Raw genomic sequence first — 12852 nt, forward strand, 5'->3', positions numbered from 1 at the left:
ACCCCTCCTATTAGTCAGCAAAACCATTTTGTGACAAGAAATCGTAACTGATGTTGTTTGACGTGCTCTTCACTTGCTCCTTCGCTTCATAAAAGCGATGAAAGTACTTTGCCATCACATCACATTCAATATTGACGATATCCCCTACTTTTTTTTCACCCAGGACCGTGTCTCCTCTTGTTTGAGGGATCAATGATATGGTTATCATATTGCTATGTACACCAAATACGGTAAGGGAAGTGCCATCAATTGCGACAGAGCCTTTCATGATGAATAAATGGCTCTGATGTTCAGGAATGGAAATGTCCATGTACCATGCATTTTCCACTTTTTCCACTCTTACGATGCTGCCAATTCCGTCTACATGTCCATTGACGAAATGGCCGCCGAATCGGCCGTTGGCAGCCATGGCTCTCTCAAGATTCACTCTTGAACCCCTGGATAGTGTCCTCAACGTTGTACCCTCAAATGTCTCAGGCATTACGTCCACTTGAAATTCCCCCCGATTGAAAGAAGTCACGGTCAAACAGACGCCATTTACACTGATGCTGTCACCGACCTGCACATCTTCCAGTACCCGTTCGGCTGAAATGGTGAGTTCCATGGAAGAAGATGATTTCCTCATGCGTTCAATGGAGCCGATTTCTTCAATAATTCCAGTAAACATCTTTTCCATCCTTTCATAAAAGCTTAAATAGTAGGCACTGCAACAATCTTAATATCCTTACCTACACGTTCCAGGCTCAAAATCTCCATCTCAAGACCTTCTGCTATGGTCGGAAATCCGTCCCCGCCAAAGCTCGTGTAGGCAGAGCTTCCGCCTATCAATTTCGGAGACATGTACATGATTAATTCCTGAAAGGCTTTTTCCTTTAAGAAAGTAGCATGGATTGTTGATCCACCTTCCACATAAAGGGATCCGATATGCCTGGCACCCAGTTCTTTCAACACGGAATGAATGTCGATTTCTTCATCAGAAAGGGTGACGACTTCACAGCCTTTTTCCAAGAAGGGCTGTCTCTGTTCTTCATTGACAGAATTCCCTGTGAAAATGACCGTCGCACTTTGTGAGTCTTCCACTACATGGGAGTGGAGTGGTGTTCGTAAATGGGTATCCAGAATAATTCGAATGGGGTTTTTTCCACCTTGGGGCAAACGGGTGGTCAGGTGCGGGTTATCTTGTATAACGGTATTGACTCCTACTAATATCGCGTCATGCCGGTGACGATCATAGTGGACTTCGGTTCTTGATTCTTCTGATGTGATCCATTTGCTGTCTCCTGATACAGAAGCGGTTTTCCCGTCTAGAGTGACTGCTGTTTTAAGCGTAACAAACGGGGTTCCATTTTGAATGTAGTGAAAGAAATGCTTATTGAGCTCACAGGCTTCTTCCTCGAGCTCCCCTACCACTACATCAATGCCAGCATCCCTTAATTGTTGAATTCCACGTCCCGAGACATGTGGATTGGGATCCATGGTTGCCACATGCACAGTCTTTACATCGCTTGAAATAAGAAGCTCTGAGCATGGGGGTGTTTTCCCGTGGTGGGAGCAAGGTTCCAGAGTGACATAAACGTCGCTTCCTCTCGCCTTTTCGCCTGCAGCCTTGATGGCAAGCACTTCTGCATGACCTTCACCTGCTTTAAGATGGGCACCCATCCCAACAATTTCTCCATTATTCACTACCACCGCCCCCACCATCGGGTTTGGTGATGTCTGGCCATGGGTGGACTTTGCCATCGAAAGAGCAAGCTTCATATAATGAGAGTGATCCAAAGAATTGACCTCCTTTCCTAAATAAATATCGTAAAATAAAGAAACCCCAAGTATTATTTATACTTGGGGGAAGTTGGCATGACTAAATAAAGCATCCAATCAATCGATCAAAAAGAAAAAATACCCATAAGAATGTGGTATATGCTCCTATCAAGATCATCAACCAGATACTGCCGTTCCTTCTCCCATCCAGACTTTCACTGTCGGCTTTGGAGTTTCACCAAATCCACCGTCTAATCTTCATTAGCCGGGTCACGGACTAAGAGCCTATGCTCATCACCGCCGGTAGGGAATTTCACCCTGCCCCGAAGGAAACCTATTCGATTAACATTATTCTATCATAGTTTCCTTGTTGAAATCATCTAAGGCGCTTAAAAAAATTATTTTTGTATTAATTTTTAGAAAGCTCTCTATATAACAATAAAAAAGAGGAAGCCGCTACTTTATAGAAGCATCCTCCATTTCATTATGTTACGAGCATCCTGCATTCTTCAGCACATTTAAAACAGGCTTCGGCACAATCCCTACAATGTTGCTGGTCATGCGAATGGCATTCCGCCCCACACGCATCACAGATCTCTGCACAGAGGGAGAGGATGCGTTGCACAAATTTACTGCTCCGTTCCATGGCATGAAGGGTATAGGCACAAATGTCAGCGCACTCTCGATCGAGTTCGATACACTTCATCATCGGTTTCTCTTCTTTCAGGCACGCATGATAGCACACATTGCATGCTTCCCTGCAACGTTCTAAAGCCGACAAACATGATTTGTAGTCAGCATTCATCTTACCACCTCCATCACTGTCCTTTTAGTGTACCCATTTCCAGTGAAAAGAATAAATCAGGAAGTGAGAAAATAATCACTATCTACGTACCACAAAAATATCAGGAGCCAATCCATCTCATCACTGTATGTCTCATAAAATGAAACGTAACTATGGTGAGAGTCAAACAGTCTTTGTATACTCTGGGGAAGATACCCTTTTTGTAAAGATAGATGATTTTGCTCCTGATAATTCAAGATCCATCGCTTATTCCCTTTATAAATGAGGACAGTGTCCCCACCCTCACTCTGCCATTCTATTGCGGTGGCACTTTGATACTTCAATTGAAACGTCATTTTCGACTTTGGGTGGTCAATCTTAATGGTCCGACTCCATTTTGAAAATGACAAAGGTCCTTTATTCCTCCGGTGTAGCTGGTATTGCTTAGGATTATTGATCATGGATGTCCGTTGAATAAAGTAGTCAGACCAGCCGTTGGTTTTCAGGTAATAGGAGCCTTCTTTCGTGTGAACACCTACAAGTGAATGAAGAGAAACAGGCATCTTTTCATAAAATAATCGGTTGGCCTTTTTCAATTCTTTCTTAATACTATAGCTAAGGTAAAGATTTGAACAAGCAGGGATGAATATCAACAGAGGAAAATAATACAATTGTTGTGTCACGACAAGCATCCCCACACCAATGAGAAAGTACATGACACTTCGAAAAAGTAACGTATACTGTTCATTTTTGTATATTTGATAGAGGTTCATGAAATGCTCGTCCTTTCAAGGAATCTCTATCATATTTATGTGAAAAAATGATAAAAAGACCTTTAGAAAGGAAAAGACGAAGAATTTACGAAACTCTCATTACTGAAAGAGTCGTTCTGTAAATCCTTCGCCTTATTTTATGAGTGCAGTAGTTCACCTGACTGGTTCCATTCGACCAACTGTTTCAACTTCGATTCTGCATCATGATAGCCCTGCCAGTACAATTCGTCCAATTTCCGCGGATTTTTTTCAATCCGGCTGACTTTAAGGGGATGCTGGGGCTGGATAATCAAAACGTCCCCCTTTTTTTCTTTCACTTCTATTTCCTCAATTATCTGATTGTAACGCAAATATCGGTTCATCAATGTTTTATGAAGCTCTGGATATTGGGGATACTTTTTTCTCACAAGAAACGAAAACCTAGAAGGCTTTTTATAATATCCCCTATTACGGGTCAGGATGACCACATTTTTCTTGAATCCGTCCTGCTCGGCTTTTTCGATGGGAACCGGATCACTTATCCCACCGTCAAGGAGATGTCGTGAATTGAATTCAACGACCGGTGCTACAAATGGGAGAGAACTTGATGCACGAATTATGGTAAGTAGATCTTCTCCATAGTCATTCCTTGAGAAATAGGCCGGCCTCCCTGTATGACAATCCGTGGTACCGACAACAAATTCCGTTCCGTTCGAATGAAAGGCTTTGTAATCGAAGGGGACCAGTTTGTTTGGGATTTCATCAAAGACATAGTCCATTCCGAATAATTCGCCCGTTTTCCAATAGTTCCGCCATGATAAGTATTTTGGGTCGCGGATGAAATCCACATTGACCTTTTTATTCCGCCCGTTTTGCTTGGATAAAAAGGAAGCAGCATTACATGCACCTGCGGAGACTCCGATGACATAAGGGAATTCAATGCCGTTCTCCAAGAAATATTCCAGGGCACCTGCTGTATAAATCCCTCTCATTCCGCCTCCTTCAAGAACGAGACCCGTCTCGTTTATCATCATCTTCTTGAACACCCGCCTTCTGCTGTAGTAAATAGTGTTTTACTTCATGAGGGTAGAGATCCATTCCGTAGAGTTTTTCTATAGGTATCCAGCAGGGGATATAGTTTCCTCTATTCCGGAAGATATCATATTCTTCTCCCTTTCCTGTACCAAATAAACCATTATATTTTCCCACAAAATAATAAGAATGTGTATCAATCTGCCTGAAGGTCATTGCGAATTTCAGTTCCGAAACGTTAATCCCCAATTCTTCCTTCGCTTCCCTGGTTGCCGTTTCGATTTCGGTTTCACCTTTCTCCATGCCTCCGCCTGGAATGACATAATAAACGGAGTCATCCCTTATTCTCTTAATGACGGCTACCTTTTCATCGTCAATCAGAATGATGCCAACACGATGCTTCATTTCCAATCCTCCAAGGGGATCAATTTTGCATTGCACGTTTGTTCATAAAATTCAATTGGGCCAGCTTCTTTTAACACGACATACATATATCGTTTCTCTTTCATGCTTTGCAAAGCAGCATAGAGGAGCTTCCTTCCCACTCCCTGATGCCTGGCGGTTGGCAGTATCCCCATCGGTCCAAATACCCCCTTTTTGTTCATATAGACATCATACGCTGCAAAACCCACCATCTCTCCTCCCATCTTTGCTTTTAAGATTGGGATGTGAGGTGCCGGGGACTGAAAAGCACACCTTAGCGTCTCGGACCAATTCTCTCCGAAATGACGTTGCGACCAGGAAAGGAGGGCATCTTTCTCCTTTATGTCAACGAAGCTTATTTCAACCTGACCGTCTTCTTTAAAAGACCAATCTCTATTTAATAAATCCACGGTTAAATCCCTGGATGATGCGACAGTTTGCATAATCCTCTCTTTACGGACAACCTTCAACCCACTTTCCAACTCTGGGTGATCTGAGAGAAGCGAGTAAAAGGCCTTTATGATGTGTCCTTCATTAAGGAACGTTTGGTTATATCGCTTCATGATATCAATTGAGGCATTCCATATTTTCAGGGTATTTAATGATGGTGGCTTGGAAAATGATTCAATCCAAATCCCTGAGGATGCTTCAGGAGAAAGTGATTTAATCAATCCTTCTATCTCATCCAAATTCGGTTCAATAAGGTCATGCATTTCTCTTAAAGTCCCTTTTCTCACGAGGGCCGCTCCCATGAATAGGTCAATACTTTGAATGCTCGCATGCTGATTTCTCTCAGCCAGCTCATGTGCTTGTTGGATCATTTGTTGTACTTTTTGTGTCAATCGGGGAGCTTTCATTGATTTCCCTCCTCCTTATACCACCATTCGACATCAATCGCTGAATTCCTTTTACATTATTCGTGAGGTCCGTCCCTCTCCCACAAGAGTTGCGTCATGCCGTCAGCTCAGTTCTTTTTTCTTGGAGATGGTCGGAGTGATGAGGAGGATGGTTAAACATATGACCACGGTAAAAATGATGGTTACGGTTAAATTTTCATTCCAGCGTGAATACAGTATCAGATCATGAACATAATTGGTCAGCTGGCCAGGTGACCATTTTAAGGTTTTTGTCATATACCCTGAAAGAAAGGTGATCAACATGGTGGATCCGAGGGTATAAAATGCAGTTAGACCCGGCGATTGAGAAAAACTGCTGAAGAAAACGACCAAAGTCATGATAAAGATCAGCCATAACCCGTAAACGAGAGACCCCTTTAGCAATGGATAGAAGGAAATACCGTCAAATAAAAGGTGGATGTAATAGGAACCCGATAGCATCCCAAGGCTGTAGGAAATCCATACAAGCACAAATGCAGCAGACCATTTGGAATAAATATAAGACGTGTATGGCACAGGTTTCATAAGAACCATGACAGCGTTGCCGGATCTCCTTTCTCCAGAAACCGTCCCCATAAATCCTAAAACGATGACCAGAACACCGAAAGTACTGAATTGACCCATGATCGATAATACTACCTCAGCCGATGATGGGGTCGGGATGGATATGACCGTTCCTTCCGGAAGATCCCCCACCGATTGCAGAATCTCAGGCATATAATAAGCCGTTAACGGTTCAGTCAACCCGAATAGAATGAACACGGCAGGCATCCAAAGTACCTTATAATTACGTAATAGCTCCAGCATTTCCTTTCTGAATAAAACCCAGCCTATTTTCATCTATTCATTACCTCCATGAAGACTTCTTCCAAGCTTTGTTCATGGCTCTCGAACTTGGTCACGCCCCACCCATGTGCAGAGATTAAGGAAAAGATCCTGGATCGGTCCCTTTCAAGGTCGGAAACTTCAAAGGATAGCTGTTTTCCATCGGAAATGATGTTGTGGAGCCAGTCTTTCTCCTTTAGAAAATGAAAGAACTTCTTGCTATCTTCATTAAAATGCAATTTCATCTTTAATCTGTGGTGTCTTGCCTTCACTTCTTCGATTGCCCCCCCTTCTATCAGTTCACCTTCATGCAAGAATAACACTTCATCACAAACATGCTCGGCGTCGTTTAATATATGGGTTGAAAACAAGATCGTCGTTTCTTTTTTTAACCCCTTTAATAATCCCAATACTTCCCTTCTGCCGAAAGGGTCCAGTGCCGAAACCGGTTCATCAAGGATCAGGAGCATAGGCTTATGAATAAGGGCTTGAGCAATTCCTAGACGCTGCTTCATTCCCCCTGAATATTGACCTATCTTTCGACCTTTCCCTTCCAGTAAGCCGACCATACCGAGAAGTTTTTCTGCACGCTCCTGTGCGTCACCTTTTGTCATTCCTGAAATTTCACCTGAGAATACCAGGAACTCTTTTCCCGTCATCCATTCAAAAAAGGATGGATATTGTGGTAGATACCCGATTATTTCTCGGATATCTTCAGTCGGGACCGTTGTTTGGATGGAACCTCTTGTTGGTCTTATTAATCCAGCAAGCATATTTAAGGTCGTCGTTTTCCCTGCCCCGTTTGGACCTAGGAGAGCTGTACACGCCCCTTCTCTCAAACCAAATGAAATGTTTTTCACTGCAAGCTTTTCTCTGTATCTCTTTTCCAGATGGGCCACTTCCAGAACGTTCATCGGGTATGTCTCCTTCCAAAGACGAAATAGATGACAGGACCGATGATATTAATGAACAGAATGATCAATAACCAAAGCCATTTCGGTCCTCTTGTTGACTTTATTCGTATTAAATCAATCACCGCCACCAACATGAGAATGAATTGAATGACTATGACCGGAGCAATAAGCCCCCAGTTGACAGACTGCAATGCTTGTTGTATTTCGCTCATTATCCTCTTCCTCCTTTTGCTTTACTTTGATTAGACGCACGAAGAAGAAATTCGTTCAATTACATTATTTTTCTCAAAAAAAAAAACTGACCGCCAACCGTTCGGGGATCAGTCATCACGTTATGTCATTGTATAATGAATGCAGTTTATTCACTTCTGATTTGACAGTGTGTTCGAGTGAGGATGGGGATATCACTTTCGCCCCGCTTCCAAAGGAGAGTATCCAGTTTACGAGACCGGTGCTTACCCGCGCTTTTGTTGATAATATAAAATGATCTTCACCTGCCCTTTGAATACTGACCTCTCTCCCAAACTTGTCGATGATCACATTAATGAGGGAGTTAAGAAACTTGATCCTGATCCACTCCTCGTCTCCCGCAAACATGTGAAATGTTGATTGTACATACTTGGATACATCAAAAGCTTCATATGGGAAGGTTTCAGTAAGAGCTTCAACATTCCGGAGTCGATCAACGCGGTAGTGACGTATTTCAGCTGCATCGAAATAATAAGCAATGAGATAATAGAAATCATTCGCCCACGTAAGAGCGTATGGTTTCACTTTATAAAGACTTCCCTCGCGACTAAGATTGAACTGTTTATTCACATCGAAACGACCATATTGGAAGGTGATCATTCTGCGTTCTGCAATGGCCTCATGGATATCATGGATGGTGCGGCGGATATAGGGACTGTCACTCTTTATGGAAGAGTCGATTTGGATTTCATTATGTAATAGCTTTCCTTGCCGGTGACTGGTCAACTGTCTGATTTTCCCTGTGAGTTGAACCGTTTCTTTTTTCGAGATGAATTTGGCGGAGACGACCGCATCAATAAGCATCCTTAATTCATATAATTCGAACAGCCGATACTGATGGCTGTAATACTTTGGCAGACCATCCTTTTCCTGATTAATCGTGACATCGAACCCTTGCCGGATAAGGTGATCAAGGTCATCCTTTAACGAATTCTTGTTCAATTTCAGGTCTTGCCCGTACGTCTGCTTAAAGCGGAGAATGATATCATCCAGACTCAGTTCGTGATCTTCGTCCGTTTCTTCTTTCAATATACTCATCAGTTTCAATATTCTCTCTTTATTATCGATTCTCAACATGAAAGTGGATGCTCCTTTCAGAAATGATCATTTTATAAAATTATAAAGTGAAAGAATTTTTTGTCAACTCTACAAGTACCCCTGACAAAAAAAAGAACCCAACGAGCCGTTTGGGTTCTTAGTCTTGTTATTTCAGTATTCTAAAGACTGTCGGGATTTGGTAGTGTTCACCCTCGTAGGCCTTTACCGCTCCCAGGATGGTAAAGATCAAGGCAAGTATCCCTACGATCGGTGCCAATACAAATCCGATCAGGACGACCATTAAAATCGAGCTAACCAATCCGTAAACGGCATAGGAAATAAGAAAATTGAAATATTCCTTGCCGTGAAAGTCCACAAATTCCGATTCGTCTTTCTTGATGAGCCAGATGACCAATGGCCCGATGAATGCTGTGAAGAAGCTTAAGATATAAATTAGAGCTGCCATCATTCTTTCGTCTTTTGTCGGCATGTCAATTCCTCCCTGTTAAAACTCTTTAGCAGATACGTCTAATGTATCCTCCTCTATATTTACGTACTCACTCTCATAAAGTTTCATCCATTAGAATGATTTTCTTTCATAAATTTGCTTGTTACTTATGGACATCCCTCATGAAACAGCAAGGACCGGAATATGTATAAAAGAGAGTCTGTCCCGGGACATGCAGAAAGGTCGTGATAAACTTGAGTAATTTGGAAGCTTTCATACTGGGGATCATTCAAGGTTTAACCGAATTCCTGCCCATATCAAGTACTGGGCATCTCTATCTTGGAAGATTGACGTTTGGACTGGAGGAAGCCGGGCTCTTCCTGGATACGATGCTTCATATAGGAACATTGATTGCTGTTCTCGTTGTGTATCAAAAGGAACTACTTTATATGATTAGGCATCCGTTCAGCAAATTATCCTGGATTCTCATCATTGGCACCATTCCTGCAGTGATTGTTGGATTTTCATTCGAGAATTTTTTTGACTCCATCTCGAAGACCGGTTCCACGATCGGTTGGGAATTCCTCGCAACTGGATGCATCATGTATTGGGCTGATGGCGTCAAGGATGGCTATAAGAAGCTGGAAGATCTTTCTTACACGGATGCTGTCGTGATCGGAAGCTTTCAAGCTGCTGCCATATTCCCGGCACTTTCGAGATCGGGCTTGACGATAGCCGCAGGGTTATTCAGGAAGCTCGACCGGGAAACGGCTGCCTATTTTTCATTCCTCCTGTCCACACCTGCCATACTCGGAGGAATTGTGCTTCAAGGTAAAGAAATGTTCGGGGGACATATTGAAGCTGTTTCATTCCAGAGCCTGGCTATCGGAACGGTGAGTGCAGCCGTTTTCGGTTATTTCGCCATCATCACCATGGTGAATTATTTAAAGAAGCACTCATTAAAAATATTTTCTTATTATGTATGGGCATTAGGGTTACTGATCCTTATCCTTCAATACTCTGGATTTATGTAGGAGGAAGAAAATGAACCATGAATGGGTTTTACAGATCCTTACTGTTCTAACCGATTTAGGATATGCAGGGATTTCACTTGCACTCATGATCGAAGTCATTCCTAGTGAACTGGTCTTAAGCTATGCAGGCTTTATGGTCAGTACAGGAAAACTTACATTTATCGGAGCATTCATGAGCGGGATCATCGGAGGGACCGTTGCACAATTATTCCTTTATTGGTTAGGTTATTATGGAGGGCGACCGTTCTTTGAGAAATACGGAAAATATCTGCTCATCCATCCAAGGCACATCCATGCCTCTGAGAAGTGGTTCGACAAGCATGGAACCATCGTGATTTTCACAGCTCGTTTTATTCCGATCGTCCGTCATGCCATCAGTATACCCGCTGGCATCAGCCGCATGCCCATTTCGACATTCAGTCTCTATACCTTTGCCGCTATGCTTCCCTGGACATTGTTATTTATGATCATAGGAATGGAGCTCGGTACTCATTGGGAACATATTGAGGTCATTGGGATACGCTACATTAAACCACTCAGTTTAATTGCTTTATTCACAACGATTCTATATCTGATCTTTTCCAATAGAAGTAATAAAAGGATGGATTAACTTCTTTTTTTATACAAAATTGTTTAGAATAAGAAGCAAACAAGCCTTACGAAAGGATATATTATGACATCCATACTTTTAAAAAACGTAACCATCTACCCCATTACATCCAAGCCCATCCAAAACGGCTCTGTACTAATAAAAGACGGAATAATTAAACAGATACTCCCTCATGAGGCAAGTGGAGATCAATATACGACCGTTTATGATTGTCATGGGAAATTTCTATTCCCAGGCTTCATAGACTGTCATACCCATTTAGGTCTTTATGATGAAGGCACCGGCTGGGCGGGTAATGACGCCAATGAAACGATAGAACCTATGACACCTCATATCCGCGCCTTTGATGGGGTGTATCCTTTGGATCCGGGTTTCAAGGATGCCCTTAAATATGGGGTCACCACCGTAAATGTCATGCCGGGAAGCGCGAACGTGATCGGTGGAACTACCTCCGTCATTAAAACCCTGGGTTCCAACATTCAATCCATGATCATAAGGGAAACATCCGGATTGAAGATCGCATTGGGAGAGAACCCGAAGCGGATTCATAGTAATGGTAATAATGATTCCATCACAAGAATGGGAATTATGGGAATGCTCAGGGAAGCATTCTTTTCGGCTAAATATTGTGATCAACCGGAGGACCTGCGAGTGGCACCTCTGGTATCTGCGTTAAAACGGGAAATTCCGGTTCGAATACATGCTCACCGCGCAGACGATATACTATCCGCCGTACGTTTTGCAGAGGAATTCAACCTGGACCTGCGGATTGAACATTGCACGGAGGGACACCTTATTTCAGAAGAACTTATAGGAAAAAACCTCAAAGTTTCCGTCGGCCCGACATTTACAAGACGATCGAAAGTTGAGCTTAAAAACAAGAGCTGGCTCACTTATCAAAAATTGACGGAAGCCGGTGTCGAAGTGTCAGTGACGACTGATCATCCATACACACCCATTCAATACTTGAATATGTGTGCAGCGATCGCTGTGCGTGAAGGGTTGGATGAACAAAAGGCTTTGGAGGGCATCACCATTCTTCCAGCCAGAAACCTTGGTGTGTCTGACAGGATCGGTAGTATTGAGGTAAATAAAGATGCTGATTTGGTCCTATGGAGCCATCACCCATTCCACTTCATGGCAAAGCCTCTGGTGACATTTGTGAATGGGGAAATCGCTTATCAAAACGTGTAGAAATTTGGTAAAAAATTTTATCAAAAATTAGCTTTTTACCTATTTCCTTTTTGAGATATTTCGTATATGATACAGATGGATAATATATTTCCGATTACATTGTTCTTAAGACGCTGTTTTTTCATATATGAGCGACTGTAATGAAGGGAAGGCAAAAGGTGCGCCACCAGTTTCTTGACTGGTCTTAGTGGGTTCGATTCCCACCCCGAAATTTTTTAGTTACCATTTAAAAATTTCGAGGGTGGGATCGTACGCAAGTAGACTGCCCTCTAGGAGGGTCTACTATGATCAAGAAACGTGAATTACATGAGTGTCATGAACTTTATGACCTGATGGTGCACCCGGATGTCTTCCCTTTTGTTCGCCAAAAGGCACATTCTTATGAGGAACTTCTCTTCCTTACAAAACAGACAATCGAAGCAGAGGAACGGGGAGAACTGATCTCCCGGACAATTGTGGACGAGTGGGGCAACCCTATCGGCACGATCAATCTCTTCGACATTCAGGAAAATGCCGGCTTCCTTGGCACATGGCTGGGTAAGCCATTCCATGGAAAAGGGTATAACCAGCCTGCCAAGGATGCTTTCTTTTCCGAGCTGTTCTTTGAGCTTGGTATGGAAACCATTTTTATGAGAATCCGTAAAGTGAATACCCGTTCTCAAAGAGCTGCTGAAAAGCTTCCCTATGTTGTGAAGGCAAATGATACGAGAAAATCTCTTTATGATCAACTAAATGCTCAGGAAGAGGTTTACGATCTTTATGAAATCCCGAAAGATTTGTATACACTTTATCTATATCAGTTGCAACAGTCACCAGAGGAAGAACAGGCTCTTGAAGCTTAGTCTGCATGAAAAAAGTTATCACGCAAAGGCACCCACCTTTCGTGATAACTTTT

The 12852-nt window shown here is 42.6% G+C and carries 16 protein-coding genes and 1 riboswitch; of the genes, 4 read left to right on the forward strand and 12 right to left on the reverse strand.

Going from position 1 to position 12852, the window contains the following annotated elements; genetic code table 11:
* Window positions 1-10: 10 nt before the first annotated feature.
* The 12 genes from ribE to KYJ26_RS15050 all read right to left on the reverse strand — a co-directional run bounded on the left by ribE (window position 11) and on the right by KYJ26_RS15050 (window position 9161).
* The gene (gene ribE, locus KYJ26_RS14995) at window positions 11-667 is read right to left on the reverse strand and encodes a riboflavin synthase (protein ID WP_219168200.1); all 657 of its coding nucleotides are present in this window, start codon (window positions 665-667) and stop codon (window positions 11-13) included.
* 23 nt (window positions 668-690) lie between these two features.
* Window positions 691-1776 carry a bifunctional diaminohydroxyphosphoribosylaminopyrimidine deaminase/5-amino-6-(5-phosphoribosylamino)uracil reductase RibD gene (ribD, locus tag KYJ26_RS15000; protein WP_257475069.1) on the reverse strand — a complete coding sequence of 362 codons (1086 nt, stop codon included), beginning with the start codon at window positions 1774-1776 and terminating at the stop codon, window positions 691-693.
* Between the two features lie 173 nt (window positions 1777-1949).
* A riboswitch (FMN riboswitch) is annotated at window positions 1950-2093 on the reverse strand.
* 149 nt (window positions 2094-2242) lie between these two features.
* Entirely contained in the window at window positions 2243-2563 is a 321-nt protein-coding gene (locus tag KYJ26_RS24440) for a four-helix bundle copper-binding protein (RefSeq protein WP_219168201.1), read from the reverse strand.
* Between the two features lie 56 nt (window positions 2564-2619).
* Window positions 2620-3315 carry a hypothetical protein gene (locus KYJ26_RS15010; protein ID WP_219168202.1) on the reverse strand — a complete coding sequence of 232 codons (696 nt, stop codon included), beginning with the start codon at window positions 3313-3315 and terminating at the stop codon, window positions 2620-2622.
* A 137-nt stretch (window positions 3316-3452) separates the two neighbouring features.
* Entirely contained in the window at window positions 3453-4325 is an 873-nt protein-coding gene (locus KYJ26_RS15015; protein ID WP_219168603.1) for a patatin-like phospholipase family protein, read from the reverse strand.
* On the reverse strand, window positions 4297-4731 hold the full coding sequence (locus tag KYJ26_RS15020) for an NUDIX domain-containing protein (protein ID WP_219168203.1): 435 nt from the start codon (window positions 4729-4731) through the stop codon (window positions 4297-4299). The genes KYJ26_RS15015 and KYJ26_RS15020 overlap by 29 nt, the downstream gene beginning before the upstream one ends.
* Entirely contained in the window at window positions 4728-5606 is an 879-nt protein-coding gene (locus tag KYJ26_RS15025; RefSeq protein ID WP_219168204.1) for a GNAT family N-acetyltransferase, read from the reverse strand. Before KYJ26_RS15025 ends, KYJ26_RS15020 begins: the two co-directional genes overlap by 4 nt.
* A gap of 102 nt (window positions 5607-5708) precedes the next feature.
* A complete protein-coding gene (locus tag KYJ26_RS15030; protein WP_219168205.1) occupies window positions 5709-6485 on the reverse strand; it encodes an ABC transporter permease in 777 nt (258 codons plus the stop codon).
* Window positions 6482-7384: an ABC transporter ATP-binding protein gene (locus KYJ26_RS15035; RefSeq protein ID WP_219168206.1), complete on the reverse strand. Its 903-nt coding sequence runs from the start codon at window positions 7382-7384 to the stop codon at window positions 6482-6484. The genes KYJ26_RS15030 and KYJ26_RS15035 overlap by 4 nt, the downstream gene beginning before the upstream one ends.
* Entirely contained in the window at window positions 7381-7596 is a 216-nt protein-coding gene (locus KYJ26_RS15040) for a PLDc N-terminal domain-containing protein (protein WP_219168207.1), read from the reverse strand. The genes KYJ26_RS15035 and KYJ26_RS15040 overlap by 4 nt, the downstream gene beginning before the upstream one ends.
* 115 nt (window positions 7597-7711) lie before the next feature.
* Window positions 7712-8710 (reverse strand): helix-turn-helix transcriptional regulator, encoded by a 999-nt coding sequence (locus tag KYJ26_RS15045; RefSeq protein WP_219168208.1) that lies wholly within the window; start codon window positions 8708-8710, stop codon window positions 7712-7714.
* Between the two features lie 127 nt (window positions 8711-8837).
* Window positions 8838-9161, reverse strand: a complete 324-nt coding sequence (locus KYJ26_RS15050; protein WP_219168209.1) for a DUF4870 domain-containing protein — start codon at window positions 9159-9161, stop codon at window positions 8838-8840.
* A 212-nt stretch (window positions 9162-9373) separates the two neighbouring features.
* Between KYJ26_RS15050 and KYJ26_RS15055 the strand changes: the two genes are divergently transcribed.
* From KYJ26_RS15055 to KYJ26_RS15070, 4 genes are all read left to right on the forward strand, one after another.
* Complete coding sequence (locus KYJ26_RS15055) at window positions 9374-10153, forward strand: undecaprenyl-diphosphate phosphatase (RefSeq protein ID WP_219168210.1); 780 nt, start codon at window positions 9374-9376, stop codon at window positions 10151-10153.
* Window positions 10154-10163: 10 nt separating this feature from the next.
* Window positions 10164-10763, forward strand: coding sequence for an undecaprenyl phosphate transporter UptA (uptA, locus tag KYJ26_RS15060; protein WP_219168211.1), 600 nt, complete (start codon window positions 10164-10166; stop codon window positions 10761-10763).
* 63 nt (window positions 10764-10826) lie between these two features.
* Window positions 10827-11957: an amidohydrolase gene (locus KYJ26_RS15065; protein ID WP_219168212.1), complete on the forward strand. Its 1131-nt coding sequence runs from the start codon at window positions 10827-10829 to the stop codon at window positions 11955-11957.
* A 284-nt stretch (window positions 11958-12241) separates the two neighbouring features.
* Window positions 12242-12799 carry a GNAT family N-acetyltransferase gene (locus tag KYJ26_RS15070; protein WP_219168213.1) on the forward strand — a complete coding sequence of 186 codons (558 nt, stop codon included), beginning with the start codon at window positions 12242-12244 and terminating at the stop codon, window positions 12797-12799.
* Window positions 12800-12852: the final 53 nt, after the last annotated feature.

It is taken from the genome of Rossellomorea orangium (assembly GCF_019334305.1).
GTDB lineage: Bacteria > Bacillota > Bacilli > Bacillales > Bacillaceae_B > Rossellomorea.

Coding starts and splice junctions, on each gene's coding strand:
- ribE (WP_219168200.1), bottom strand. CDS start 667: ATGTTTACTGGAATTATTGAAGAAATCGGCTCCATTGAACGCATGAGG.
- KYJ26_RS24440 (WP_219168201.1), bottom strand. CDS start 2,563: ATGAATGCTGACTACAAATCATGTTTGTCGGCTTTAGAACGTTGCAGG.
- KYJ26_RS15010 (WP_219168202.1), bottom strand. CDS start 3,315: ATGAACCTCTATCAAATATACAAAAATGAACAGTATACGTTACTTTTT.
- KYJ26_RS15015 (WP_219168603.1), bottom strand. CDS start 4,325: ATGATAAACGAGACGGGTCTCGTTCTTGAAGGAGGCGGAATGAGAGGG.
- KYJ26_RS15020 (WP_219168203.1), bottom strand. CDS start 4,731: ATGAAGCATCGTGTTGGCATCATTCTGATTGACGATGAAAAGGTAGCC.
- KYJ26_RS15025 (WP_219168204.1), bottom strand. CDS start 5,606: ATGAAAGCTCCCCGATTGACACAAAAAGTACAACAAATGATCCAACAA.
- KYJ26_RS15030 (WP_219168205.1), bottom strand. CDS start 6,485: ATGAAAATAGGCTGGGTTTTATTCAGAAAGGAAATGCTGGAGCTATTA.
- KYJ26_RS15035 (WP_219168206.1), bottom strand. CDS start 7,384: ATGAACGTTCTGGAAGTGGCCCATCTGGAAAAGAGATACAGAGAAAAG.
- KYJ26_RS15040 (WP_219168207.1), bottom strand. CDS start 7,596: ATGAGCGAAATACAACAAGCATTGCAGTCTGTCAACTGGGGGCTTATT.
- KYJ26_RS15045 (WP_219168208.1), bottom strand. CDS start 8,710: ATGTTGAGAATCGATAATAAAGAGAGAATATTGAAACTGATGAGTATA.
- KYJ26_RS15050 (WP_219168209.1), bottom strand. CDS start 9,161: ATGCCGACAAAAGACGAAAGAATGATGGCAGCTCTAATTTATATCTTA.
- uptA (WP_219168211.1), top strand. CDS start 10,164: ATGAACCATGAATGGGTTTTACAGATCCTTACTGTTCTAACCGATTTA.
- KYJ26_RS15065 (WP_219168212.1), top strand. CDS start 10,827: ATGACATCCATACTTTTAAAAAACGTAACCATCTACCCCATTACATCC.
- KYJ26_RS15070 (WP_219168213.1), top strand. CDS start 12,242: ATGATCAAGAAACGTGAATTACATGAGTGTCATGAACTTTATGACCTG.